The organism is Pseudoxanthomonas sp. GW2 (assembly GCF_000283075.1).
Classification (GTDB): Bacteria; Pseudomonadota; Gammaproteobacteria; order Xanthomonadales; family Xanthomonadaceae; genus Pseudoxanthomonas.
This window is the reverse complement of the sequence record NZ_ALIP01000090.1, coordinates 1-2,702: the sequence shown is the minus strand read 5'-3', so window position 1 is coordinate 2,702 and position 2,702 is coordinate 1. Positions and strand designations below refer to the sequence as shown.

Genomic DNA, 2,702 nt, shown 5'->3' with positions numbered 1-2,702 from the left:
GAGGCCGGCGTCGCCGCGCTCGAGCACGTTGTAGTTGCCCTGGCGCAGGGCCAGGTAGGCGCCGTCGGGCACCGCCGCGGCCTCGGTCGCGGCGGTCAGCACGCCCAGCGGCAGGCGCACGTAGGCGACCGCGGCGTCCTGGCCCAGGCGGACCGGCGCCGCCACGCCCAGGGCGATGCGGTCGGCGTCACGCACCACCGTGGCGACCGCCTCGTCCTGCGCCAGCGCGCGCTGCAGCAGGGCCAGGCGGGCGTAGCCGAAGGTCGCCGCGTCGGCATGCGCCGCGGCCAGGTCGGCGCGCAGCACCTGCGCCTGCTCGGCCTTGTCCCAGCCGGCCTCCAGGGCGGCGGCGGCCGCTTCGGCATCGCCGGCCTCCAGGGCGGCGGCGACCGCGGCGCTTTCCAGGCGGCCGGCCAGGGCGCGGGTCTGCGCCCGCACCGCCGCGGCGGTGGCCTCGACCACCTGGTCGCGCGCCGCCTCCAGCTGCGCCAGGCGCTGGTCGGCCTGCCATTGCCGCACCCCGCTCCAGGCGAACCAGCCGGCCAGCAGCGCCAGCAATGCCGCCAGCAGCAGCGCCCCCCGCCGGACCTGCGACAGCCCCGGACCCGCGTCCTTCTGCTTCATCCCCGCCCCCTTTTCACCGTACGCCCGTGTGGCCGAAACCGCCCTCTCCCCGGGCGCTGGCCGCGAACGTGTCCACTACCTTCAGTTCCGCTCGCACGATTGGTGCCAACACCAGCTGGGCGATGCGGTCGCCCGGCTCGATGGTGAAGGCTTCCCGGCCCCGGTTCCAGGTGCTGATCAGCAGCGGCCCCTGGTAGTCGGCGTCGATCAGGCCGGTGCCGTTGCCCAGCACGATGCCGTGGCGGTGGCCCAGGCCCGAGCGCGGCAGCACCAGCGCGCACAGGTTCGGGTCGCCGATGTGGATCGCCAGGCCGCTGGGGACCAGCGCGGCGTCGCCGGGCTGCAGCACCAGCGGAGCCTCGATGGCCGCGCGCAGGTCCATGCCAGCGCTGGACTCGGTGGCGTAGGCCGGCAGCGGCCAGCTGTCGCCGAAGCGCGGGTCCAGCAGCTTCACCTCCAGCACCCGGGAGCTCATGCCTGCAGCCTCTCGGCCACCAGCGCCACCAGGGCGTCGGCCAGCTGCACCTTGGGCGCGGAGGCGAAGTCGCGCTCGCCGCCCGGCCAGAACGCGGTCATCGCGTTGGTGTCGCTCTCGAACCCGGCGCCGGGCACGCCCACGCGGTTGGCGATGATCAGGTCCAGGCGCTTGGACGTCAGTTTCTGCCGCGCATAGTCGGCCACGTTGTCGGTTTCGGCAGCGAAACCCACCACCAGCTTGAGCCCGGCGTCCTCGCGCGCGGCCACCTCGGCCAGGATGTCCGGGGTGCGCACCAGGTCCAGGGCCAGCACCTGGCCGGTGCCGGTCTTCTTGATCTTGCTCGGCGAGAACGCGCGCGGGGTGTAGTCGGCCACCGCGGCGGCGCCGATGTAGATGTCCGCCGGCAACGCGGCGAACACCGCCTGGCGCATCTGCTCGGCCGAGCGCACGTCCACCCGCTGCACCCCCGGCGGGGTCGGCAGCTGCACCGGACCGGCGACCAGCACCACCTCCGCGCCGGCGCGGGCGGCACTGGCGGCCACGGCGAAGCCCATCTTGCCGCTGCTGCGGTTGCCCAGGTAGCGCACCGGATCCAGGTCCTCGTAGGTCGGGCCGGCGGTGACCACCACCTTCAGGCCCTGCAGCAGGCCCTGCAGCAGGCCCGGCGTGGCGGCCGCGGCCGGGGCCGCGGCGGCGCCGCCGGCCAGGGCGGCGACGATCGCCTCCGGCTCGGCCAGGCGGCCGGGGCCGGATTCGCCCTCGGCCAGCGGGCCGTCGTCCGGGCCGATCACCTGCACCCCGCGCGAGCGCAGCAGCTCGACGTTGGCCACGGTGGCCGGGTGCTTCCACATGCGGTGGTTCATCGCCGGGGCCACCGCCAGCGGGGCCTCGGTGGCCAGGCACAGGGTGGTGACCAGGTCGTCGGCCAGGCCGTGGGCCAGGCGCGCCAGCAGGTCGGCGGTGGCCGGGGCCACGACCACACGGTCGGCCCAGCGTGCCAGCTCCAGGTGGCCCATGGCCTGTTCGGCGGCGGTATCCCACAGGGGGGTGCGCGCCGGATGCCCGGACAGGGCCTGGAAGCTCAGCGGGGTGACGAACTGCTGGGCGCCGGCGGTCATCGCCACCTGCACCTGGGCGCCGGCGTCGCGCAGGCGGCGCACCAGTTCCAGCGCCTTGTAGGCGGCGATCCCGCCACCGACGCACAACAGGATCCGCTGTCCCGCCAGGGCGGCGGTGGCCGTTGCAATCACTTGGAAATTCCTACCCGGGAAAGGGCTACAAGCTTACTCCAGGCGGCGCTTCCGCCTGATTCCCGCGAGCCTGCGCGGACGGCACCCTTGGCATATGCGGATCCGCGACTGGCCAGCCGGTGAACGTCCACGGGAGAAGCTGCTGGCGCACGGCGCGGCGGCGCTCTCCGACGCCGAACTGCTGGCCCTGTTCCTCGGCTCCGGCCTGCGCGGCCGCGACGCGGTGCAGACCGCGCGCGAGCTGCTGGCCGCGCACGGCCCGTTGCGCGCCCTGCTGGACCGGCCGCCGCGGGCGCTGGCGCGCCTGCCAGGGGTGGGTCCGGCCCGCGCCTGCGCCCTGGCCGCGGCCC

At 75.4% G+C, this 2,702-nt stretch carries 3 protein-coding genes and 1 pseudogene; 1 reads left to right on the top strand and 3 read right to left on the bottom strand.

All coding sequences use genetic code 11. The features are described from left to right. The 3 genes and pseudogenes from B351_RS0106285 to coaBC form a co-directional block, all read right to left on the bottom strand. Positions 1–624 (bottom strand): annotated as a pseudogene (locus tag B351_RS0106285) (phosphomannomutase/phosphoglucomutase); the annotation flags it as partial. Positions 625–637: 13 nt separating this feature from the next. Next, positions 638–1,099 (bottom strand): dUTP diphosphatase, encoded by a 462-nt coding sequence (gene dut / locus B351_RS0106280; RefSeq protein ID WP_019398196.1) that lies wholly within the window; start codon positions 1,097–1,099, stop codon positions 638–640. After that, positions 1,096–2,352, bottom strand: a complete 1,257-nt coding sequence (gene coaBC / locus B351_RS0106275; protein ID WP_019398195.1) for a bifunctional phosphopantothenoylcysteine decarboxylase/phosphopantothenate--cysteine ligase CoaBC — start codon at positions 2,350–2,352, stop codon at positions 1,096–1,098. The genes dut and coaBC overlap by 4 nt, the downstream gene beginning before the upstream one ends. 94 nt (positions 2,353–2,446) lie before the next feature. On the opposite strand from coaBC, the gene B351_RS0106270 reads away from it, so the two are divergent. Then, on the top strand, positions 2,447–2,702 hold a 256-nt coding region (locus B351_RS0106270; RefSeq protein WP_019398194.1), incomplete at its 3' end, for a UPF0758 domain-containing protein.

Excerpts from the sequence above, each read along its gene's own strand:
- dut (WP_019398196.1), bottom strand. The coding sequence starts at position 1,099 with ATGAGCTCCCGGGTGCTGGAGGTGAAGCTGCTGGACCCGCGCTTCGGC.